This is a genomic window from Verrucomicrobiota bacterium (assembly GCA_016200005.1).
In the GTDB taxonomy this organism is placed as follows: domain Bacteria; phylum Verrucomicrobiota; class Verrucomicrobiia; order Limisphaerales; family PALSA-1396; genus PALSA-1396.
Map to the genome: position 1 here is coordinate 1 of JACQFP010000050.1, position 22,420 is coordinate 22,420.

The window sequence follows — 22,420 nt, forward strand, 5'->3', positions numbered from 1 at the left end:
CCCGGACGTGGCAGGCGACGGATGCCTGCGGCAACAGTTCACAATGCAGCCAGAAGGTGACCATCGTGGATACGACCGCGCCGGTGATTGATTGCAGCGCCAGTCCCAACAAGACTGTGCAACAGGGGACGGCCTGGACCTTTGATCCGCCGACGGCGACCGACAACAGCGGCGGCAACGTGATCACGATCGTCAGCACGGTGACCAACACCAGCGGTCATTGCGGGACGACCTTTGACGCGACCCGGACGTGGCAGGCGACGGATGCCTGCGGCAACAGTTCACAATGCAGCCAGAAGGTGACCATCGTGGATACGACTCCGCCCACCGTAACTATCACTAGTCCGACCAATGGTACCATTTTCATCGCGCCGGCCAGTTTTACGGTACTGGCCGAGGCGCACGACCCGGACGGCGTGATTGCCAAGGTCGAGTTTTTTGCTAATGCAAGCAAAGTGGGTGAAGCGACGAATGGCGAGCCTTACTTTATCGTTCTGACCAATGTGCAGGCGGGCAATCACACGTTGGTTGCAATCGCCATAGACGGTTGCGGGCTGGCGGCCACGTCGGCGCCGGTGAGCATTACCGTGCTCGAGCGTCCACCGTTGAGCTTTGTCAGTGAAATCCATTTCAACCCGCAAACTGGCCTGTATGAGCAGACCGTGCGGGTGAGCAATCCGACGTATTCCACGTTTGATGCCGTGCGGCTTTATGTTTACGGACTGACGAACAATACGACTGTTTACAACGCCTCTGGTAACACGAACGGGGTGCCCTTCATTGAATCGCACACTGCGGTCGCACCGGGCAGCTACATCGATCTGCTCATCGAATACTACGTGCCCTCGGACATCATCCCGGACCCAACCTTGCTCGCTGCCCTGGTGCCGCCGCCCGAAGGCGGTGGTGCGGTCGCCCAAGGGGTAGGCCAGCACATCAACCGCGGATTCATGCGGCCGGACCAGACGTTCCTGGTTGAGTTTGCTTCCGTATCCAACCGCGTGTATTCCGTGCAGTACACCAGTGACTTGAAGGAGTGGAAGGCGGTGCAGCCAGCCATCACCGGCAACGGTACCTGGATCCAGTGGATCGACAATGGCCAACCAAAGACCGATAGCGCGCCCGCAACCCAAAAGCAGCGCTTCTACCGCGTGATCCTGTTGCCATAACCTATCAAATCAATCAGAGTGCCGCGCATGAAAAACCATAGTCTCAGGCAGTGCATCATCCCTTCGATGGTGTTTGTGGCTCAGTTGTCTTGGGCACAAACCTCAACTACGAACGTCCCTGCCCCCGCTGAATCATCGCGTGCAGCGACCTTGGAATCCGCAGTGCCGCTGGCGCGCAACCGGATCAGCGTCAGTTACCGGATGGGTCTCAACATCACGGCGGACTTCAAGCGGCTCGGCGGTTTCGCAGCATTGAGCGATCCCGGCCCGGCGACGGGCGGCGCGGAAACCCGCAATTACGATGACGGCTACAACCGCGTGGACATCTCCGGAAATAATCATGGCCCCGGTTTTGAAAACACAACCTGGTATTGGGGTTACCAGAATTCCGGTTCCCTTCAAGGGAACAACATAGTCCTCAACAGCTCCTCCTCGCCGGCCAATGCCGTTTCAAAAAACCGGGACGACGGCCCCGAGCACGGCGTTGAGATCAGCTACAGTCGTGAATTGTATCGCGAGAAGAAGTGGCGGTTCGGCCTGGAGGCGGCCTTAGGATACACCCCGCTCAGCATCAGCGATGGCCGGACGTTGATGAACCGCGTGGACCGCATCACTGACTCGTTCGTTCTCCCGAGCGGCGTTGTGGCGCCCCCCGCCCCCTACAATGGCACATTTCAAGGGCCAGGCGCGGTCATCAGTTCCACTCCGGTGCGCAACACAACCGTCGTCTCCCAGACCGCGACCATCACCGGTGAGCGGAACCTGGATGCCGATGTATTTGCCATCCGGCTTGGCCCGTACGTGGAGGTGCCGCTCAGTGAAAAGTTTTCATTGATTTTCAATGGCGGTCTGGCCTTGGTGGTGGGTCACACTGATTTCAGCTTTCGTGAGACTGTGACGATTGCCGACGCCGGCCTGGTTACGCCGCTCCGCTCCGATTCCGGTACCCAGACTGATTTCCTTGTCGGCGGTTACGTCGGCGCCAACCTCGCCTACGCGCTGACGAAGGAAGTCAGCTTGTTCAGCGGCGTGCAATTTCAAGCCGCAGGCCGTTCGGTCAACCGTGAGGCCGGCAAGGTATCGATCCTCAACCTCGGCGAATCGGTCATCGTGTCCTTCGGCGTGAGCTACTCCTTCTGAGTCGGCCGAATCAGAAGTGGCTGGAGAAACTGTCAGGGTGCTTCGTTCTGCTGCGATGGTTTAAGTTGGCGTCCACCTTGGACGTTTTGCTTTCCGGTAAACAACCCGCCCGGCTTTCGATCAAGAAACGCCGACATCTTTTCCCGTCCGTCGCGAGCCTTGACTTCGCGCGCCCACGCTTCCAAGATGCCGATGGTATGGGCCGGAAATCCTTTTTCCTAAAACATCGCCCGGGCGGGCTCCGGGAGGAAAGGCTGTTTCCTGTTTCCATTCCAGAAAGTGAAGGGTTTTATATGGAAAGTAAGATGTGGCGGTCGTGTTTGGTGGCAGCGTTGGTCGGGGTTTCTTTGTTCCTCCGGGTAACACCGGTCTGGAGTCAGGATCGCGACGAACCTGGCGCGCGGCTTGAGCGCTTGGAACGACGCGTTAATGAAATGGCCGAACGCCAGGAACAACTCCTGCGCCGGCTTGGTGCTCAAATGGAACACCAAAGGGCGATGATCCCGCCAGGAGCCGAAAACTTCCGCGCGCCGCTGCCGCCCCCCGGCGTGCCGGCACGGGGGCCGCAAAACCCACACGCCGCGAGGGTGGCGAAGGGCTTGCATGATGCGTTGGGACTGCTCTTCCTCATCGGAATTATCTGCAACATCCTGCTCACGATCTGGATTTTCACCGATATCCGGAAGCGCGGCGAAGGCTCGGGCATCTTCGTAGCGCTGGCGCTGGTCGCGGGGATTCCGGCGGCAATCATTTACTCGCTGGTGCGACTCGGCGACAAGAAAACCTGACGGTCACACTGCTGCGAGTGGAGGGGATGCCGGGTGGCGCGGAACGTGACCCCGCGCAAAGGACGATGCTCCGAACTTGTCTCGGGCGACGAGACGACCGAAACTGCCGCCACGCTTCGATTCAAGGAATCAAGACCCGCAACGTCCGTGGCACGGCTTCAAAATGAACGGGCGTGTGGCCGACGAATTCACCGTCCGCCTCGACGTCCAGCGGCAGGTCTGGTTCCACCATCAGCGTTCGCGCGGTGAGATAGCGCACCTTGCGATGGGTAACGTGGCGACCCCGGCAGACGCGCCAGAGCAGTCCGACGGCAGCCCAACGGCCCACGGTCTCGCACACGTTCACGTTCAACAGGCCGTCGTCCATCCGCGCGCCGGGCGACAGCCTGATGCCGCCGCCCGACAGTTCGCCGTTGCTCGCACACACCAGCAGAAAACGGTTTTCCCAAGTCTGACCGTCACAGGTCACGCGCATTCGCGGCGCCGTGCAGCTCCAGATGGCGCGGAGCGCTCCCACGGGATAGGCAAGGCGCTGGCCGAAGATGCGTTTGACGCGCGGCGTGGTCCGCTTCACCACTTCACCGACGATGCCAACGCCCCCGTAAAGCAGAGCGTGACGCGTCACCGACATCCCTCGCCCCTGACACTGGATCCGGATCACGTCCAGGGCTTTGGTGCGTTCGCCACGCAGAGCCAGTCGCGCCTGCTCCGCATCGTTGATGCCGCACAAGCGGGCAGTGTCGTTTCCGGTGCCCAAGGGAATTACGCCCAGAAGCGTGTTCGTTGCGCCGGAGAGCAAAAGTCCGCTGGCCACCTCGAAAAGCGTTCCGTCGCCGCCGACCGCCACGACGACGTCGCATTCACGATTCAGGTCATGCGCCAAGCGCACGGCGTCGCCGGGCCGCGCTGTGAACAGCAACTTCTCCGGAACGCCGTCTTGACGAAACTGGTCTCGCAATCCCGTCCACCGCGCCTGGCCACGACCGGCACCCGCCACTGGGTTGACGATGAACCCGATTCGCTTGCGCATCATGAATGTTTGAATCGCCCCGCGGCGCCTTTGACTTTCCGATAACTTACGCCCTTCGCCGATTTCGCATCCTTCGCCGGTTGTGAATCGTCAATCGCGCGTTTCAACTCCTTGATCTGATCGCGCAACAAAGCGGCTTTCTCGAACTCCAGATTATTCGCGGCGGCGAGCATTTCATGTTCGAGCTCATTGATCGTCTCAGTGATGTCCACGTCCATCCCCGCGTCGCGCAACACGCTGCTGGCTTCCCTGCGCTTCGATTCGTACGTGGCCAGACTTTCCTCCACGGCGCGGCTGACGCTGCGGGGCGTGATGTTGTGTTCTTTGTTATAAGCGACCTGCTTGGTGCGACGATACTCCGTGACTGCCAGGAATCTTTTGATGCTGTCCGTCATCACATCGGCGTAGAGGATGACTTCGCCATTGAGATGACGCGCGGCGCGTCCCGCCGTTTGAATCAAACTCGTCTCGCTGCGGAGGAAACCCTCCTTGTCCGCGTCCAGAATGGCGACGAGCGAAACTTCCGGCAAATCGAGTCCCTCGCGCAGCAGGTTGATGCCGACGAGCACGTCGAACTCGCCCTTGCGTAGTGCGCGCAAAATCTCGACGCGCTCAATCGCATCAATCTCGCTGTGCAGATAGCGCACGTTCACGCCGATGTCGCGCAGGTAATCTGTCAATTCTTCCGCCGTCCGCTTTGTGAGCGTCGTGACGAGAATGCGTTCCTTCAGGTCCGCGCGCTTGCGGGCTTCCTCGATGAGATCGTCAATCTGTCCTTTGAGCGGCTTGAGCGTGACTTTGGGATCGATGAGTCCGGTCGGGCGCACGACGAGTTCCACAACGCCCGGACTTCCTCTCGCCCGGCTTTCGGCCACCCTCTCCCCATCGGAAGGGGAGAGGGACGGGGTGAGGGGCGCTCGTTTCATATCCGTAGCCGCCGACGTGAGTCGGCTCTGATCACATTCCAAGGAAGAATGAGCGGACTCACGTCCGCTGTTACGATCTTGGATTACACTCTCCCGCGCCCACTCGATCTCCCGCTTCGCCGGCGTGGCGCTCACGTAAATCGTCTGCTTCTGCATCCCTTGAAATTCCTCGAAGCGCAGCGGGCGATTATCCAGCGCGCTGGGCAACCGAAATCCGTGCTCGACCAACACCGTCTTGCGCGAACGGTCGCCCTCGAACATGCCGCCGATCTGCGGCACGGTGGCGTGCGACTCATCAATCACCGTCAGAAAGTCGCTCGGGAAGAAATCAATCACCGTCGCCGGTCGCGAACCCGCCGGGCGGGCCGCGATGTGGCGTGAATAGTTTTCAATACCCGAGCAGACGCCCATTTCCTCCATCATTTCCAGGTCGTATTCGGTGCGCATCTTGATGCGCTGCGCTTCGAGCAGCTTGCCGTGCTGCTCAAACCACGCGATGCGCTCGCCCAATTCCTCGCGGATGCTGAGGATGGCGCGCTTCAGTTTTTCCGGCTGCGTCACGAACTGTTTGCCGGGATAAATCGTCACCGCGTCGAGTGTTTCAATTATGTTTGCCGTCAATGGCTCAAAGCGTGTGATGCGCTCAATCTGCTCGCCAAACAATTCGATCCGCAACGCGTCCTCCGTGTAACCCGGGCACAATTCGACGGTGTCGCCGCGGACACGAAAATTGCCGCGCTCGAAAGTGATGTCGTTCCGGTCATATTGCAAATCCACGAGGCGGCTGAGGAGTTGTTCACGCGTGAGTTCCTGGCCGACGCGAATCGGAATCACCATCGCCTCGTAATCCTCCTTGCTGCCAATGCCGTAAATGCACGATACGCTGGCGACGACAATCACGTCGCGCCGCGCAAAGAGGCTGCTCATCGTCGAAAGCCGCAACCGTTCGATTTCTTCGTTCCGGCTCGAATCCTTCTCGATGAAAGTGTCCGTTCGCGGGATGTACGCCTCTGGCTGGTAATAATCAAAATAGCTGACGAAGTATTCAACTGCGTTGCGTGGGAAGAAACTCTTGAACTCCGCGTAAAGCTGTGCCGCGAGCGTCTTGTTATGCGAGATGACCAGCGTAGGCTTGTCCACGTTCCTGATCACGTTTGCAATCGTGAAGGTCTTGCCCGACCCCGTGACACCGAGCAGCACCTGGTGTTGCGCGCCGGACAACACGCCTTCCGTCAGCTTCGCAATCGCTTGCGGCTGATCCCCGGCGGGCGCGTAGTTGGAGACGAGTTCATACATGGTGATGCGAAACTAATGGCGGCAAAATCGGGTGTCAACCAACCGGACTGGAACTCGGGTGCATCGCGATTCATCGCTTTCCAAATTGCCAGGCTCAACATCGGCCTTGCGAAAGAACAAAGCTGCCCTACTGTTCAATCAACGTTGTATCTAATGAAAACGGCTTTGTTGTTCGCGAGGTCTTGGCCCGGTCTTGGGTTTCTGCTGTTGGGCTTAGTCCTGACAATCATCAACGTCCCGAATTGCACGGCCAATAATCCACCGGCGACACCGACGATCACCGAACCCAATCAAGACGGAAAAATTCTCAACCCCGCCGATGTCCACATGGAGACGGCGGCCTTTTCCGATGCCGATCCCGGCGATACGCACGTTTGCAGCGACTGGGAAATCTGGAGCATATTTCCCGACGAACTGGTCTGGGTGACGTATTGCATCGGCGGCATCGAGAAGATTCACACGCACCTGGGCGACGGAGTGTTCACGAATTCGCTGCTCGGCAGGAGTCAATTGCTCTACGACACGGGCTACAAACTTCGCGTGCGCCACAAGGACAGCAGCGGCGATCCGGGCACGGAATGGAGCGCTTGGGCGGAACGGCCGTTTCACACTGCTTCGCCGGTTCAACCGTCACCTGGCCAACCCGGTTGGACGGTGCGCCAACCCGGTTACAAAGTGGAGCTCGTCGCCACCAATTTTCAACTGCCGGTCAACCTCGCGTTTGTGCCAAATCCGACCGGCCATCCCGACGATCCCAATTTCTACGTCACCGAGCTTTACGGAACGATCAAGGTGGTCACGGGCGACGGCACGGTCCTGAATTACGCCACGAACCTTCTGAACTATGATCCCGGTGGGGCATTTCCCGGCTCCGGTGAGCAGGGGTTGGCCGGAATCGTCGTTGATCCGATCACCGGCGATGTGATCGCCGACATGCTTTACAATTCCGGCGGCAATCATTATCCGAAGATCGTCCGTTTTCACAGCGACGATGGCGGGCTGACCGCCGCCACGCAGACGACGATTCTCAACATGCCGGGTGAAACCCAGGGGCAATCTCACCAGATTTCCAATCTCTCGTTCGGGCCGGACGGCAAGCTCTACGTGCACATGGGCGACGGGTTCGATGCGACGCGAGGCCAGAACACGAATTCATTTCGTGGCAAAATTCTCCGCATGAACCTGGACGGCTCTCCGGCCACGGACAATCCGTTCTACAATGCTGCCAACGGCATCACGGCCACGGATTACATTTACGCCTACGGCCTGCGCAATCCCTTCGGCGGCGCGTGGCGTACGGCGGACACCAACCATTATGAAGTGGAGAACGGGCCGAGTTGGGATCGCTTCGCCAAGATTTTGCGCGGGCGCAATTACCTCTACGACGGCTCGGACACGAGCATGACAAATTACGCCCTTTACAACTGGATTCCCGCCGTTGGCCCAGTCAACCTCGCGTTCATCCAGTCGGAAACCTTCAACGGCAGCGGTTTCCCATCGGACAAATTGGGACATGCATTTGTTTCCGAATCCGGTGGCACCTACGCGTCGGGTCCGCAGAACAATGGCAAACGCATCACGGAATTTGTATTGGATGCGAACGGCAATCTGTTGAGCGGGCCGACGAAGCTGGTGGAGTATAATGGTTCAGGCAAAAGCACAGTGGTGGGACTGACCGCGGGTCCGGACGGTTTATATTTCACGGACCTCTACAAAGAAAGCGACACCGTTGCGACCAACCGTGGGGCCAACGTTCTGCGCGTTCATTTTATCGGTCTGCCGCCGGCCGGAAGCGGCGACGGGTTGAGCGGCGAGTATTACGACAATGTGGATTTAACGAGCATGAAGTTCGTTCGTACGAACGCCACGATCGATTTCAATTGGGGCAGCGGCTCGCCCGATCCCGCCATTGGACCGGATACGTTTTCGGTGCGCTGGACAGGTCAGGTTCAGCCGCAGTTCTCCGAGACTTACACGTTTTATACGCGGACGGACGATGGCGTGCGGCTTTGGGTCGATAACCAATTGCTGGTGGATCGCTGGGTGAACCAGGGCGCAACGGAGTGGGGTGGCAGCCTCGCGCTCATCGCCTACAAACGCTACGACATCAAAATGGAGTACTACGAAAACGGCGGCAGCGCGGTCGCCCAACTTTCCTGGAGCAGCCCGTCCACACCCAAGACCGTCGTTCCGCAATCGCAGCTTTATTCCGGCACCAACCAACCCTTGCCGTTCCGGCTTCAATCCATCGAGCAACCCACCAATGGTGTCGCGCAAATCAAACTCACCGGCTTGCCGGGTGACATTCAACAAATCGAAACGTCCACCAACCTGCTGAACTGGGCGTTGCTGAGTTCGTTTACGAATATCACCGGCTTGGTGACCTTCGATGTGCCGATCACCGACAGCTCACCGCAACGCTTCTTCCGTTCGGTCATCAACCAGCAGGCTTCGACGGAAATCATCCTCGACAATTCCACCGCGACCACCGTCGGCCCGTGGACCGGCGCGAACACAGACGTGGATAAATACGGCGGCAATTATTTCTTCAAAACGAACGGCACCGGGGCAGCTTCTGTGCAGTTCACGCCGAACCTTCCCGTGGTCGGGAATTACCAGGTTTACGAGTGGCACACGCAGGGGAGCGACCACACCACCAACGCGCCCGTGGTGATCACGTTCAATAGCGGGTCGCAAACCAACTTCGTCAATCAACAGGTTGGGGGCGGATATTGGAACTTGCTCGGCGCGTTCAATTTTGCGGCGGGCACTGCTGGCAGCGTCCGGATCACGGACGCCGCCTCCGACGCCGGGAAAAAAGTTGTGGCCGACGCCATCAAGTTCATTTACCTCGGACCTTGAGCGCCCCAGGAAGTGAATTCACCTCGCGAACAGACCTTCAACTCCACCAACTGATTTTCTCCGGCCAGCTTCAACAAACAGAAATCCGCGCACTGCTGAACCTGCAACTCATAACTCAGATCCATCAGCTTTGCCGGTGTTGCTGAGAAGTGCGGCCAGACTTCCTGCCAGTCGCAGCCGAACATTTGCGCCGCGCGGAAGATGCCGTCGATGGGGCGCAGCGCTGACCCCGCGAAATTCGTTTTGCCCGGCTGACGAACGATCTGGTCGGCACCCACTTCGAGCTGCAATGTGCCCAGCGGATATCGTCCGGGCGGCGCGCCCGCGGCGGCCATGGCATCGGTCGTGTAGTAAATCGAAACTGGATCAAGCGCCCGATGAACCAGACGAAACAGCGCGGGCGAGACGTGAATCCGATCTGGAATCAAACTCACCGTCAACCCCGGGGTGTCGAGCACGCGCCAGATGATGTTGTCATGGCGATCGAGTTCGCGCGGACAGGCATTGCCAAGGTGCGTGAATCCGGTCGCACCCGCCTGAACCGCGCGTTGCAGTACTTCCGCGCTCGCGTTTGTGTGACCAAGGCTGACTTTCATCCCCAACGAAACGGCAAGGGCGATCACTTCGAGCGCGCCCGGTCGTTCCGGAGCAAGTGTTAACAGCAGGGGATCGTCGCCGGCGACAGCACGCAGTTCTTGAATGTGTTTTGCGGTTGGGTCCAGCATCACCGTCGGATCATGCGCGCCACAGAAGCCCGGTTCAGCAGACAAGAACGGCCCTTCGATGTGCCAGCCGGCAATGGCGGATTGCAGTTCGTCAGATTGCGAACGCAAGGCTCGGACGTGCCGCAAACGATTCGTGAGCTTCGACCATTCGTCGGTGATCAGCGTCAGGAGAAACCGGCCGCAGCCGGCGGCGCGCAGTTGGCGCGTGGCGGAGAGCAAATTATCCAGCGTCAGCCCGTCAGTTTGAAAGTCGATGCCGCCATAGCCGTTGACCTGCAAATCGAATAGAGACGGCGCAATCCACAAATCTTCAGACGGCTGCTTCGTCGTCGGCTCGACGTGCGTGATGACTCCCGAGCGCCAGCGCACCCAGATCGGCTGCCGGCTCGCGAAATGCCGGGCACAGATTTCACCGTTGTTCATCATGAGTTGTGGGTTGAATGTGGCGCTTTCGCACGCGATGCAGCAAGGGTCGTCATGGTTGTGCCGGGACGGGGAGATTTAGCGGCTTCCAATAAGAATCGTAAAGCAGTTTCAACGTGAGGGCCACGACGACAGAAATAAAAATTGGACGGATGAACCGCGTCCCCTTTGTGACCACCATCTGCGACCCAAGGCGCGCGCCAAGCAACTGGCCGCCGCCCATCGCCAGTCCGGCAGCAAAAAGAATCTGCCCGGCGAGCAGAAAGAACAGCAGCGAAGCAAGGTTGCTCGCGAAGTTCATCACTTTGGTGTAGCCCGTCGCTTTGGTGAGATTAAAGCCGAGGCCAAGCATGAAGGCCATCGCCCAGAACGTGCCCGTGCCCGGACCAAAGAAGCCGTCGTAAAAACCGATCAGCAGCCCGATTGCGACATCGAAGCGCCAACGCGTCATGCGCGGGTGAATGTCGCTCTCACCGAGTTTTGGTTTGAACACGGTGTAGAGCGCCACCGCCAGCAGCAAGATCGGGATGCACCGTCTGAGAAATCCCGGGTCGAGTCGCTGCACCAGAATTGTCCCCAGCGCCGCGCCGACGAATGAAAACACAAATCCGCGCGGGCAATCTCTCAAATCGACGGCTTTCGCCCGCGCGTAATGCCACGACGCACTGCCCGAACCAAATGTGGCTTGAAGTTTGTTCGTGCCGAGCGCGTATCTGGGATCGAAACCAAAACCGAGCAGGACGGGCAAAGTGATGAGTCCGCCGCCGCCAGCAATGGAGTCCACAAACCCAGCCACCATGCCGGTTCCAAACAGCAGCGGGAGTTGCCAGAGTTCGAGCACGCACCGCAGGGTACATAGCGCCACCATCCAGCTAAAGGAGAAAGGAAGCGGATGCAGAAAGTTTGGCACAACTCTCGAACTGCCAAATTGAAAATCATTTCGTTTGCCGGGCCTTCTGCTACGTTTCAATTGAAATCCATGGACTTCTTCGACCAGCAGCAACGCGCGCGGCGGCAATCCAAATTGTTGAAGTGGTACTTTGCCGTTGCCGTGCTCGCGAAGGTCATCGCATACACGTTGGTCTTTGGGACACTCGTTCAGTTACTGCTCGGCCTGCGATCATCCGTCATCCTGTCACTGGCGGATGCGTTGAATGCTTTGGCGCTGTTGATCGTGAATCCTCCGGGGTTTTGGAAATGGTTCTGGCATCCCGAGGTGCTTTGCGTCGTGGCCGCGCTGTCCGCCTTGTCGGTCATTCTTGGCAGCGCGTGGAAAATTCGCGCGTTGTCGCGGCGAGGTGGAAGTTCGGTGGCGGAATTGCTCGGTGGCCGGCGGTTGGCGTCGCGACCCGGCAATCCCGACGAACTGAAGTTGCGCCAAGTGGTGGAGGAGATGGCCATCGCCGCGGGCCTGCCCGCCCCGGAGATCTATCTGCTCGATGCCGAGCCCGGCATCAACGCCTTCGCCGCGGGGTTTACCCCAAACGACATCGTCATTGGCGTGACCCGCGGCGCCGTGCAGTTGCTCGACCGCGACGAACTACAGGGCATGGTCGCGCACGAGTTCAGCCACATCCTCAATGGCGACACACGACTGAACATGGAAATAATGGGCCTTGTGCATGGACTGCTCTGGCCAGCCATCGTGGGTCGCGTGATGGTGCACGGCGATTGCGCGGAGACGCTCATGGACGACCGCTCCATCATCGACGAGGACACGCTCAAACGTCTGCCGGCAATTCTGCTCGGGTATCCGATGATCTGGCTGGGCCTGCTTGGGCTTCCGTTCGTGCGCGCGGTCAAGAGCGCACTCTGTCGCAAGCGCGAATTTTTAGCCGACGCGGCGGCGGTGCAGTTCACGCGTTACGATGGCATCGCGAGCGCTTTGAAAAAGGTGGGCGGCCTTTACCGGCACGGCCGGCTCGACACGCCTTACGCCGAGGTCGCCAGCCATCTTTATTTTGTCACCTGCCACATGGAGTTGTTCATCACGTTGCTCGCCACGCATCCGCCGCTGGAGCAACGCATCCGCGCGATTGATCCGGGCTTCGACGGAAAGTTCACGCGAGTCAGTCCCTTGCGACCCAATGCGCGTGGATTGCTATACGAACCCGAACAAATCTCAGCGCCCGTCGCTGTGGCTCCTGAGCAACTGATCACGGGCATCGGCAACATCACACCGGAAGGTTTTTGGGTTGCGGCTTCGCTTCGCGAGGCGCTGCCGAAGTCGGTTCAATCCGCCGTGAATTCGAAATTGGGCGCGATGGGTGTCCTCTACGCGCTGTTGCTCAGTTCGGAAGACGATGTGCGTACGGCGCAACTCAATTTGCTCAAGGCGAACGGTGACCCGGCCGCTTACACGGCAACACTCGATTTGATGGACGATGTGCAAAACCTGGATGTTGCCTTCCGTCTGCCGTTGATGGATTTGACCGTGCCCACACTGCGCGGGCTTGATTTGGAAACCCAGCAGGAGTTCATGCAATGCGTGCAGGACTTGATTGAAGCCGACAGCGCCATCGAACTCTTTGAATACACTTTGCAGAAAGCGCTGCTGCGCCGTCTGCATTTGGAACGCGAGGTCGCTCCCAAGGTGCGCATCGAGTTTGAAACGGAGAAACCGGTGTTGACTGAATGCGCCGTCCTGCTTTCGGCGCTGGCGCAGATGACTCGCGAAACGCCAGGCCAGCCCGAAGCCGCGTTTGCCCGTGGTGTCCACGCGCTTATGTCTCACGCACAAGATCTGAAACTACTTCCTCGCGATCAGTGCAACCTGGCGCAAGTCGATGCTGCGCTGGAAACGCTGGCCAAGGTTGCGCCGACTGTTAAGCGGAGGATTCTCCTTGCTTGCGGCCTCACGGTGACCACGGACGGAAAAGTGGAACGGCGTGAGATCGAACTGCTGCGCGCCATCGCCAACAGTCTCGACTGCCCCATTCCGCCCTTCGTGGAAGCGATGGAGGTTTCGCCGCAGAGTTGATCTCATTCATTCTGCTTTTCCTGTTTTGGCTCCAACAATTCATCGATGCGGACGAATTGGTAGCCTTTGCCGGTAAGATAATCGAGCAGTTCACCGAAGTGGGTATGGAATTTGTCGGCTCGGCTCGCCCCGGCGCCGAAATGAAAGGACAACAAGAATCCGTTCAGGCCGTTCGGGTCCTGTTGCTCTTTGGCGACGATGCTGTCGAAGATGGCTTGTGATGAAACGAAATTCGTGTCGGCCTCGCCGGTGTAGTCCGCGTGCGAGAGTGTGCCTGCGGTGGGGTTGACGATTGTCATGTCATGATCGCAAGTCCAGTCTGCAATTTCTCGATTGTAATGTTCGTAGGGTGGCAAAAGATACTTTGACCGGAAGCGATAACTCCAGCGATCAATGGAATCATCGGCCCGCCAAATCTTATAACGATTTTCGTACAGGTCCCGCGTGAACTTTTTACGTGAAACCAAAGTTGTTTTCGAATCGCCCCATGAGCAATAAAGCAGGTGCTTATCGGAATGCACTCCGAGGTCGTGCCCATCTTCAACAATCTGGTGAACCAAGTTCGTAAATTTGGGATTGTCGAGAAAGTCGCCCGTGAGGAAAAACAAAGCCTTGGCCTTGTGCGTCGCCAGTGCCGTTAATATGGTTTCTCCGCCTTCGGCAAATTCGTGTCCGGCAAGCAAGAGGGCAATCTTCTTGTCGCCTTTCGGTCCACGGATGATCGCCCCATCACATGTCTCGCATTGAATTCTGATTACCGCTTCCGCGGCATGCTTGCGCACCCACTCATCGTTGTCTTTTACAGCATTTTGAAGAAAGGGTAGTGCACGGCTTGCATCGTCTCCGAATAAACCGAGTGACTGGACGGCATTTCCTCGCACGCGCGCATCCGAGTCGGACGTTCTTTTCATCAACAATGGCACTACGACCTTTGGCTCCAGTGTAATTTTTCCCAGAGAATAAGCCGCTGGCCCGCGAACATCCGGGCTGGCGTCGTCAAGCGCCTGCATCAACGCAGGCACCGCGTCTCGTGCTTTGCTCCTCAATTTACCTAAACAGCGTATCGCTAACTCACGGACCTCAATGTCGGCATTAGTCATGGCGTTGATAAATATTGGCACGGCTCTGTCGCTGTCTGTACCCAGTAAAGCGTGCAATGAATACCTGACGACTTCAGAATGCCCGCTTCTGATTAACTCCTGGCTGTTGATTATTTCGCGCAATGCCGGAATAGCTGGCTCTGCGGACTGGCCCAACGCCTCAAACGCATACACTGCCCTTTCTCTCTGGAACCAAGCGAAATTATGTGGAACGTGAATGTAAGACGGAATGCGAAAGTAAATTTTATTCCAGAATTCCCACAGTTTCATTTCGAACGCAGTATCCTTTGATTGTAGATCCTTCAACAGAAATGGAATTGCGTTGGTTCCAATCTGCCTGATGGCCTCGGCAGCTTTCTCGTCCTGCTCAGATTCGTGATATTTACTTGTGCGAATTTGAAAATCCCTGAGCCACGCACTCAATCGTCTTCCCTGATAAACCGGCTCGAGAGGTTGCCTGAGGTAAACCGCAACACCCGCAATTGCGATTGCCAGCAGAATAACAAAGATGATACGACGGCGCGTGCTCACGGTGAGTAAGAGTTCGCCCATTTCTGTTGGGCGCTAATAGAAATCTGTCAGAATTATGACCAGAATCAACGCTTGACCGGCAGGGGATTGAGGAATTATTCTGCTTCCCGTGAATTTGAATGTGGCATTACAAGTAGTTACTCTGGTCGTCGTAGTCGGCGAAGCCGGGGGTGCTTGTCGCGCCTAAGTAGAATTTCGACAAGAACCCACGGCTGGCAACGGCTGTGGGTTTTTTATTGCCCGCACCACCAGCCAAAACACTGGAACGTTATGAGCAAAACAACTGCGATTGCTGAAAAGAAGAAACCTGCCGCCCGCGAGCGCGCCGAGGTCGGTCCGCCGATGTTGGGGAGCGAAATCCTGGTGGCTGCGCTGGAACGCGAAGGCGTCGATACGATTTTCGCCTATCCCGGCGGCGCGAGCATGGAGTTCCATCAGGCGCTGACCAAGTCGAAGAAAATCCGCACGATTCTTCCGCGTCACGAGCAGGGCGGCGCGTTTGCGGCCGAGGGTTATGCCCGCGCGACCGGCCGCGCCGGCGTCTGCATGGCCACCAGCGGGCCGGGCGCGACCAATCTCGTCACCGGCATCGCCGACGCGTACATGGATTCGATTCCGCTTGTGGCCATCACCGGTCAAGTGCCGCAGGCGATGATCGGCAAAGGCGGTTTTCAGGAAACGGATTTCTTCGGGTTGACGCTGCCTATCGTGAAGCACAGTTATTTGGTGACCGACGTGAACGACATTCCACGCGTCATCAAGGAGGCGTTTTACATTGCGCAGACGGGTCGGCCGGGGCCGGTCGTCGTGGATGTGCCCAAGAACGTGCAACAGACCAAGGCGCAACCGGTGTTTCCGCGCGAGGTCCATCTGCGCGGTTACAATCCGATGAAGAAGGCGGATGATCTTGCACTGAACGAAATCATCGGGTTGATCGAGAAGGCCGAGCGGCCGGTGCTGTATTGCGGCGGCGGGATCATCAGCGGCAACGCGAGCGAGGAATTGCGGCAGTTTGCCGAGGCGACGCAGATTCCGGTGACGACGACGATCATGGGTTGCGGCGCGTTTCCGGAGACGCATCCGCTGTCGTTGCGCTGGCTGGGCATGCACGGGACCGCGTACGCGAATTGGGCGGTGAGCGGCGAGTTCAAATATAGGGAGAAGCTGACCGACCCGATGATCAAGGTGAAGGATGGCGCGGATTTGCTGCTGGCGTTTGGCGTGCGCTTCGACGACCGCGTCACGGGCAAGGTGGACAAGTTTTGTGAGACGGGCACGATTGTGCACATCGACATCGACACGTCCGAGCACAACAAGAACCGAAAAGTGCAACTGGCCATTGAGAGCGACATCAAATACGCACTCGGTCGCCTGGCGGAAATGGTGAGGAAGCGGCCGATTCAAAAGAAGTTCACCGCGTGGCACCAGCAAGTTGCCGAGTGGAAGGAACGGGCGCCGTTTCAGTACCGCGTCACTGACGAAGTGATCAAGTCGCAACACATGCGTGATCATCTGGAGGGCAAAGCCGGCGAGGTGATTCTGCCGCAGATGGTGATCGAGATGTTGTACGAGATGACGAAGGGCGAAGCGATTCTCACCACAGGCGTCGGCCAGCATCAGATGTGGGCGGGGCAGTACTACAAATACAAATTTCCTCGTCAATTCTTGACGAGCGCAGGGCTGGGTGCAATGGGCTACGGCTACCCGGCCGCGTTGGGAGCGAAGGTGGCGTGTCCGGATCGACAGGTCATTGACGTGGACGGCGACGGTTCGTTCCTGATGAACATCCAGGAACTGGCGACGGCGCACATTGAAAAGATTGCGGCGAAGGCAATCATCCTGAACAACCAGCATCTCGGCATGGTGGTGCAATGGGAGGACCGTTTCTACGCCGGCAATCGCGGTCACACTTATCTCGGCGATCCGGAAAACATGAAACAGATTTATCCGGATTACGTTGCGATGGCCAAGAGTTTCAATGTGCCGGCGGAACGGGTCATGTACAAGCGAGACTTGCGCGCTGCACTGCAGCGGATGCTCGATTCAGACCAGCCGTATGTGCTTGATGTCATCACGCCTTACACGGAACATGTGTTGCCGTTCATTCCTGCCGGCAAAACAGTGGCGGACATGATCTGGAAGCCGTAATGCGATCGATGCTCAACCCAGCAAGCTGAAGCTTGAACGCCAACAACGCTTGCCGCCGGGTTTCCTTTTGTTACGCTGGAGCGCGATGCGAAACCTATTTCTTTGGCTGGGGCTGGTAGTCTGTGCGTGGCCGACTCTCGCCGCCGAACGCAAGTTTGATTTCAACGAACTGGCATTGAACAAACCACCGCCCGGCTTCCGCAGCACGGTTTCCGGCGAAGGCGGGCCGGGAGACTGGAAGGTCATTCAGGATGAGGTGCCGCCGTTGCTGCCGCCGCTCTCGCCCAATGCCCCCGGTGTCACCAAGCGGGCGGTGCTGGCGCAACTGGCGCAAGACCCCACGGACGAGCATTTCCCGATGTTGATTCTTGATGGAGAAACGTACGGAGATTTTACATTGACGACCCGTTTCAAGACAATGGATGGGAAAGTGGAACAGATGGCGGGCGTGGCGTTTCGGATCCAGGATGAAAAGAATTACTATGTCGTGCGCGCCAGTTCGGCAGGGAATACCTTCCGATTCTACAAGGTGGTCAACGGTCAGCGCGGTCAGATCATCGGCCCGGCCGTGCAGATATCCAGGGGCGTCTGGCACGAATTGACCGTGGAATGCAAAGGCAACCAAATCCGCTGCCTGCTCAACGGCAAGGAACTGATTCCGACGCTGACCGACAATTCGTTCAGCAGCGGCAAGGTCGGCTTCTGGACCAAGTCAGACTCCGTGTGTTATTTCACGGATACGAAGGTGACCTTCACACCGCGCGAGGTCTTTGCTCAGGTGCTGGTGCGCGAGACGTGCAAGAAATATCCCCGGCTGCTCGGGCTGGAGATTTACGCCCAGGCCGGCGCGCCAACCCAGTTGCGCCTCATTGCCAGCAAGAAGGAAAAGGAAGTTGGTCGACCGGGCGGGAAAACGGAACAGGACGTCATCGAGCGCGGGATCATTTACTATGGCAAGGAACAGGCCTCCTGTTCGGTCGTCATGCCATTGCGCGATCAGAACGGGGACGCCATGGCGGCGGCGCGCGTGACCATGAAGTCGTTTCCCGGTCAGACTGAGGAAAGTGCCATTATCCGGGCCGTGCCGATCATCAAGGAGATGCAGGCCAGACTTACTTCGGCCAAAGAATTAGCCGAATAATCTTTTGCTTCCGCCGCAGATCAAGCGGTATTCGTTCTCAAGAGTGCGATGGCAAGAAACGAAGCGCGTTGATCCGATTGAATAATCTGGCTTTGGACCAGCGCGACCTTTCGCGGCAGACTTCCTGCTCTATCGAAAGTATGAAGCTGGGTGTTTTCATAGAGCGGGACGGGGTTCTGAACCGAGTCCGTGTGGAACGCCAACATCAGGTCACGCCACTGACGTTGGACGACTATCACATCAATGTGGTCGCGCGCAGCTTGCTCGAAAAGTTGAAGGCGGCTGGCTTTGTTCTCATCGTGACGACCAACCAGCCTGGCCTCTCCCGCGGCTACCAATCCCGCCGCGAGTTGGACTTGATGCACGAACGTCTGCGTCACACTCTCCCGCTGGATGACATCCTGGTCTGCGCTCACGACGAAACCGACCGTTGTCCCTGTCGCAAACCCAAACCGGGGCTGCTCATCGAAGCCGGCTTCAAGTGGCATCTGGATCTGGATCGCTCGCTGGTCATCAGCGACAAGTGGCAGGACGCCGAAGCCGCCCGGACCGCAGGTTGCACCTCATTCCTGATCAAATCACCCTGGGTGGGATCTGGACACCACGATTTCGTGCTCCCCGATTTGACGAGCGTTGTGGACAAGATTCTCCATCTCCACACCAGCAAGCGCGCATTGGTCGGTTAGCACAGTGGTCAGCATCCACTGACTGAATTCTTCAGAAAAATGATTCCCGTGCCGCGATCTTCGTTGCTCACCTGCACAAGGACGGTCTGTGCTCGCGTTGTTTCGTGAGTGGTGGAAGCGGAGAGCGTCAAGGTTTGGATGGTTTGTCGCTTTCAGACGGCGTCGCAGCGTCTGTCGCCGGTAGGTCATTGGGCGCCGGACGACGCATTCCGCCAACCACGATAAAATCCCCGTCCCCTCCCGGCTGCAACCTGGGCCGTGTGTTCGCGATCTCATGTGTCTGCCGCACTATGATGTCGCCATCCGGATTGATCACTGTGTAACTGAATGCGCGGGGTCCGGTCTGATACAAAATGTGGAGATTGCTGAATTTGTCCACCTGCGGCTCCGGCCGGGCGAACGAAACAATCGGGCCGATGGCGATCACCTTGAACACCTTGCCCTCGGAAGCGTCGGTGAGACGGAGGTAAAGCCGCAACTGCTTCAGGTAATTGGCTTGTTGCAGGATGTATTTCCGCACCTCGGGTTGCTGATTGTTGGCGCCGACGGCCAGCGGTAGCCCAAATTCCTGCTCCCACAACTTGGCGCCACGAATGATGTCGAACGACTTCGGCTTGCTGACGTATTGTTTGTCCCACTGCTTGATCCTCACCGTCGCGATCACCGTATATCGTCCGGCCTTGGTCAGGTTGAAGTAGGGGGTCAAATCCACGCGCTTGGTCGCCATCTTGGAAGAGTCCAAAGCGAATTCCCCGGTCACTGGAATTTCTCCACTCTTGGAAACCACGAAGCCGTCCCGCGCCTCCACCGAAAACGTCAGCCAGTCCCCATCCTCTCCCAGATGCAAGGTCTGTCCGGAGCGATTGGTGATGCGGACGGCCACTCGCAACGTTTCACTGGCCAGGAACTGATCCTGATCCAGTGCAACTTCCACACTCACCTGCGCGCTCAAGCGCCAGACCGAAGCCAGCAAAGCAACAAGCCATAATCTATAAAATCTCATCGAACCAGTCTAGGTTGGTTCAACAGACAGGCAAGCCGCAAAAAAACCCAAAATCCCGTTACGTCTGATCCTGGTCCAACTCCGTTCAGCTCCGTCCATTTATCAACCGACCAGTCAAAGCGACGTGAGCCAGCGCTCCCTTATTCAACTCTCAAATAGTTTGTCGAACCCTCGCTCCCATCGGGTCTCGAGGAGTTCCGAGCAACGTGACTTCAATTCGCCGGCGACGCCAGCCGCTGTTGCACGTGCGCCAAGACGGTGGCGGGAGAAAGCCCGCGCAGACATTCAAACGGTTTCTCGTACGTGCACGTGGACTTGAGACACGGCACGCACGGCAGATTCAGTTGCAATGCCTGATCAGTTTGACGGTACGGTCCGGTCCGGCGGGGTTCCGTCGGGCCGAAGATTGGCACCACGGGCTTGCCGAGCGCCGCCGCAACGTGCATCGGCCCGGTATCGTTGGTCACCATCAACACGCTCAACCGGATCCACTCGACCATTTCGGGCAGCGTCAACTCGCCGGCCAGAGCCAGACAACGTGTCGGCGCGGCGCGGGCGATGAGCGTGCCCAAAGACCGGTCCTCCTCCGCGCCCAGAATGGCAAATCGAAGCTCTGGATGCTGCGCGGTCAGCTGCCGCACCAACTCCGCGAAATACTCCGCCGGCCAGCGTTTGTTCAACCACCGCGCTCCCGGTTGAACAATGAGCCAGCGTGCACTTCCCGGATTCCACTTTTGTTGGACTGCGACGGCAACGTCCGCTCGTTCCGGTAGCCAGTTGAAATTCCAATGCACCGGCACTTCCAGAAATGGCAAGACGCGCAGATACCAGTCCACCGCGTGAGTGTGAAAGGTAGGGCGCGCCACGATGATATCATAAAATCCTCGGGCGCCTTCGCGCGGCTCGTCCAGGCCGATTGTGCATTTCCCATTGGCCAGCCAGGCCAGCGATCCGCTGCGCGCCAGACCCTGCAAATCTATGACCCAGTCGAACGCTTGTGCCCGCATCCACCGGACGTTTTGCCACAGCTTTTTCCAGCGCTTCGGCCCGGCCCAGCCGTTGCGTTCAAATGAAATTACTCCGGTGAGGTCCGGGTCGGCTTCGAGCAGCGGCGACAAATTGGAATTCACCCACCAGTAAATCTCACTCCCGGGATACCGCAGTTTGATGAGCCGCAAAACCGGCAACGCCTGCACCACGTCACCGAGCGCACTGGGTTTAAGAATCAGAATTTTCAAGGGCAGGCCGTTCGCACCACATTGCGGTTACTTGGGCGGACATTTGATTCCGACGTAGAAAAACGGCGGGCGGCGGTCAGCGCCCCAAGGCCAGTCGCTCTGCCAGTCGCGCCGGCAATCCCGCTTCCAAAATCTTCTTCTGGGCCTTTGGGATATCGTAATCCAGACGGCGTAATTCGATCGTGCCTTCGTCCACGTCATAAACCACGTAACCCGCCTTCGGATTTCCATCGCGCGGCTGGCCGACGGCGCCGACGTTCACAAAATATTTTTTGCCCGGCTCAACCTTGAATTTGGAATAAGTTCCGCCGCGCACCATGCTGTCGCGGATGAACGCCACCGGCACATGCGTATGCCCAAAAAAACAAACCGCCGTGTTCTGGTACGTGAAACTGGCCGCCGCCGCCAGTTTGTCGAACACATAACCCCAGCGCTGCGGGCCATCGAGTGTGGCGTGCACCATGGAGAAACTGGCCACCATTCGCAGATACTTGAGGTCTCGCAACCACTGGCGGTCTTCCTCGTTCAATTGCCGACGCGTCCAGTTGACCGCCTCCGCCGCATGCGGATTAAATCCTTCCAGCGGATCTTCAGAGGAGCAGTATTCGTCATGATTGCCTTTGACACACGGCATGCCCATGTCGCGAATAATATCCAGGCATTCTTTGGGATTGGCGTTGTAACCCACCACGTCACCCACACAGGCGTAATGAGTGCACTTCTGTTCCTTGATGTCCTCCAGAACAACCTGCAACGCTTCCAGATTGGCGTGAATATCGGCTATGATTGCGTACCGCATGTCAATTTTGTTATCTCACGATTTCAAACCCGCGAAATTCATTCTGCGCTTCTGCCCAACTCGTTTTTTCGTCCTGTATAAAATGTCCCAATTCCGACTCGCGAATCGCCCGGCGAAACGCTTCCAACTCTTCTTTGGTCCCTTCCGCAACCAGTTCCACCCGTCCATCCGGCAGGTTGCGAACCGTTCCCGTCACCTCGAATCCGCTCACCAACGCCCTTACCGTATATCGAAACCCCACACCTTGCACGCGTCCCGAATAAAATATGTGCAATCGACATCGCTTCATAACACGCCATCAGGGCAGTCAATTGCCCGACTTGGTGTCTCTTCGGGTCAAAACCAGCATCAATGCTCGCGTCAACCTGCCATGATAAAGCCACAATCACGCCGCTGGGCGCAATGATTTTGTTCTTTCTCCTTTGTTTTAACCCG

At 57.8% G+C, this 22,420-nt stretch carries 17 protein-coding genes; 8 read left to right on the plus strand and 9 right to left on the minus strand.

What is annotated here, in order from left to right; all coding sequences use genetic code 11:
- From HY298_18140 to HY298_18150, 3 genes are all read left to right on the plus strand, one after another.
- Positions 1 to 1,169 (plus strand): HYR domain-containing protein (locus tag HY298_18140; GenBank protein ID MBI3852180.1); only part of this gene is annotated, 1,169 nt, incomplete at its 5' end.
- Positions 1,170 to 1,196: 27 nt separating this feature from the next.
- Entirely contained in the window at positions 1,197 to 2,309 is a 1,113-nt protein-coding gene (locus HY298_18145) for a hypothetical protein (GenBank protein ID MBI3852181.1), read from the plus strand.
- A 293-nt stretch (positions 2,310 to 2,602) separates the two neighbouring features.
- Positions 2,603 to 3,097, plus strand: a complete 495-nt coding sequence (locus HY298_18150; GenBank protein ID MBI3852182.1) for a hypothetical protein — start codon at positions 2,603 to 2,605, stop codon at positions 3,095 to 3,097.
- A gap of 121 nt (positions 3,098 to 3,218) precedes the next feature.
- Here the strand turns inward: HY298_18150 and HY298_18155 are convergent, their stop codons facing one another.
- Both HY298_18155 and HY298_18160 read right to left on the minus strand, forming a co-directional pair.
- Entirely contained in the window at positions 3,219 to 4,130 is a 912-nt protein-coding gene (locus HY298_18155; GenBank protein MBI3852183.1) for a diacylglycerol kinase family lipid kinase, read from the minus strand.
- Positions 4,127 to 6,349 (minus strand): excinuclease ABC subunit UvrB, encoded by a 2,223-nt coding sequence (locus tag HY298_18160; protein MBI3852184.1) that lies wholly within the window; start codon positions 6,347 to 6,349, stop codon positions 4,127 to 4,129. The genes HY298_18155 and HY298_18160 overlap by 4 nt, the downstream gene beginning before the upstream one ends.
- Positions 6,350 to 6,502: 153 nt before the next feature.
- Here HY298_18160 and HY298_18165 point away from each other — a divergent pair, with 153 nt between their 5' ends.
- Positions 6,503 to 9,211, plus strand: coding sequence for a PQQ-dependent sugar dehydrogenase (locus HY298_18165; protein MBI3852185.1), 2,709 nt, complete (start codon positions 6,503 to 6,505; stop codon positions 9,209 to 9,211).
- Here the strand turns inward: HY298_18165 and HY298_18170 are convergent.
- Together HY298_18170 and HY298_18175 are read right to left on the minus strand one after the other, a co-directional pair.
- Positions 9,196 to 10,359 (minus strand): N-acetylglucosamine-6-phosphate deacetylase, encoded by a 1,164-nt coding sequence (locus HY298_18170; GenBank protein MBI3852186.1) that lies wholly within the window; start codon positions 10,357 to 10,359, stop codon positions 9,196 to 9,198. The two genes, HY298_18165 and HY298_18170, sit on opposite strands and share 16 nt — an antisense overlap.
- Before the next feature lie 52 nt (positions 10,360 to 10,411).
- Entirely contained in the window at positions 10,412 to 11,227 is an 816-nt protein-coding gene (locus HY298_18175) for a TSUP family transporter (protein ID MBI3852187.1), read from the minus strand.
- Positions 11,228 to 11,287: 60 nt separating this feature from the next.
- Here HY298_18175 and HY298_18180 point away from each other — a divergent pair, with 60 nt between their 5' ends.
- Complete coding sequence (locus tag HY298_18180) at positions 11,288 to 13,339, plus strand: M48 family metalloprotease (protein ID MBI3852188.1); 2,052 nt, start codon at positions 11,288 to 11,290, stop codon at positions 13,337 to 13,339.
- A 2-nt stretch (positions 13,340 to 13,341) separates the two neighbouring features.
- Here HY298_18180 and HY298_18185 read toward each other — a convergent pair whose 3' ends face one another.
- Positions 13,342 to 14,991, minus strand: coding sequence for a HEAT repeat domain-containing protein (locus tag HY298_18185; protein ID MBI3852189.1), 1,650 nt, complete (start codon positions 14,989 to 14,991; stop codon positions 13,342 to 13,344).
- 249 nt (positions 14,992 to 15,240) lie between these two features.
- On the opposite strand from HY298_18185, the gene ilvB reads away from it, so the two are divergent.
- The 3 genes from ilvB (at position 15,241) to HY298_18200 (ending at position 18,945) form a co-directional block, all read left to right on the plus strand.
- Positions 15,241 to 17,118 (plus strand): biosynthetic-type acetolactate synthase large subunit, encoded by a 1,878-nt coding sequence (ilvB, locus tag HY298_18190; protein MBI3852190.1) that lies wholly within the window; start codon positions 15,241 to 15,243, stop codon positions 17,116 to 17,118.
- Between the two features lie 85 nt (positions 17,119 to 17,203).
- Positions 17,204 to 18,259, plus strand: a complete 1,056-nt coding sequence (locus HY298_18195; protein MBI3852191.1) for a DUF1080 domain-containing protein — start codon at positions 17,204 to 17,206, stop codon at positions 18,257 to 18,259.
- Between the two features lie 140 nt (positions 18,260 to 18,399).
- Entirely contained in the window at positions 18,400 to 18,945 is a 546-nt protein-coding gene (locus tag HY298_18200) for an HAD-IIIA family hydrolase (protein ID MBI3852192.1), read from the plus strand.
- Positions 18,946 to 19,072: 127 nt separating this feature from the next.
- Here the strand turns inward: HY298_18200 and HY298_18205 are convergent, their stop codons facing one another.
- The 4 genes from HY298_18205 to HY298_18220 form a co-directional block, all read right to left on the minus strand.
- Complete coding sequence (locus tag HY298_18205; GenBank protein ID MBI3852193.1) at positions 19,073 to 19,948, minus strand: hypothetical protein; 876 nt, start codon at positions 19,946 to 19,948, stop codon at positions 19,073 to 19,075.
- A gap of 212 nt (positions 19,949 to 20,160) precedes the next feature.
- Entirely contained in the window at positions 20,161 to 21,186 is a 1,026-nt protein-coding gene (gene waaF, locus HY298_18210; GenBank protein ID MBI3852194.1) for a lipopolysaccharide heptosyltransferase II, read from the minus strand.
- Between the two features lie 76 nt (positions 21,187 to 21,262).
- Positions 21,263 to 21,985, minus strand: a complete 723-nt coding sequence (locus tag HY298_18215) for a metallophosphoesterase family protein (protein MBI3852195.1) — start codon at positions 21,983 to 21,985, stop codon at positions 21,263 to 21,265.
- Between the two features lie 10 nt (positions 21,986 to 21,995).
- Positions 21,996 to 22,274: an acylphosphatase gene (locus tag HY298_18220; GenBank protein ID MBI3852196.1), complete on the minus strand. Its 279-nt coding sequence runs from the start codon at positions 22,272 to 22,274 to the stop codon at positions 21,996 to 21,998.
- Positions 22,275 to 22,420 lie beyond the last annotated feature (146 nt).